Source organism: Aromatoleum diolicum (assembly GCF_012910955.1).
GTDB classification, from domain to species: Bacteria; Pseudomonadota; Gammaproteobacteria; order Burkholderiales; family Rhodocyclaceae; genus Aromatoleum; species Aromatoleum diolicum.
This window is the reverse complement of the sequence record NZ_WTVQ01000116.1, coordinates 1-799: the sequence shown is the minus strand read 5'-3', so window position 1 is coordinate 799 and position 799 is coordinate 1. Positions and strand designations below refer to the sequence as shown.

The 799-nt window shown below is 64.2% G+C and carries 1 protein-coding gene; it reads right to left on the bottom strand.

From position 1 onward, the window contains the following. Positions 1-38 precede the first annotated feature (38 nt). Positions 39-799: electron transfer flavoprotein subunit beta/FixA family protein (locus GPA25_RS23650; protein WP_169262835.1), on the bottom strand; the 761-nt coding region annotated here is incomplete at its 5' end.

Below are 799 nucleotides of genomic sequence, written 5' to 3'. Positions count from 1 at the left end.
TTGATTGTCGTGTTCTGCAATTACCAGGATCGCCATGATCAGATCACCTTCGCTTCGTTCTTGAGCTTGTCGACGAGTTGCGCGACGTCCGCCACGCGCACGCCGGCACTGCGCTTCGGGGGCTCGGCGACTTTCAGGGTCGCCAGGCGCGGCGTGACATCGACGCCGAGGTCCGCGGGCTTCACGATCTCGAGCGGCTTCTTCTTCGCCTTCATGATGTTGGGCAGCGTCGCGTAGCGCGGCTCGTTCAGGCGCAGGTCGGTGGTGACGACCGCCGGCAGCTTGATCTCGAGGGTCTCGAGACCGCCGTCGATTTCGCGCGTCACGGTGGCCTTGCCGTCAGCCAATGCGACCTTCGACGCAAAGGTGGCCTGCGGCCAGCCCATCAGCGCGGCGAGCATCTGACCGGTCTGGTTGGCGTCGTCGTCGATCGCCTGCTTGCCGCAGATCACGAGCTGCGGGGCTTCCTTGTCGCACAGCGCCTTGAGGAGCTTGGCCACCGCCAGCGGCTGCAGCTCGACGTCGCTCAGTTCGCCACACTCGACCAGGATGCCGCGGTCGGCGCCGATCGCCATCGCCGCGCGGATCGTCTCCTGGCAGGCGGTGACGCCGCAGGAGATGGCCACCACTTCGGTCGCAATGCCGGCTTCCCTCAGCCGCACCGCTTCTTCCACTGCAATCTCGTCGAAGGGGTTCATCGACATCTTCACGTTCGCAATATCAACGCCCGTGCCGTCGCCCTTCACTCGCACCTTGACGTTGTAATCGACTACGCGTTTGACGGGTACCAGGATCTTCA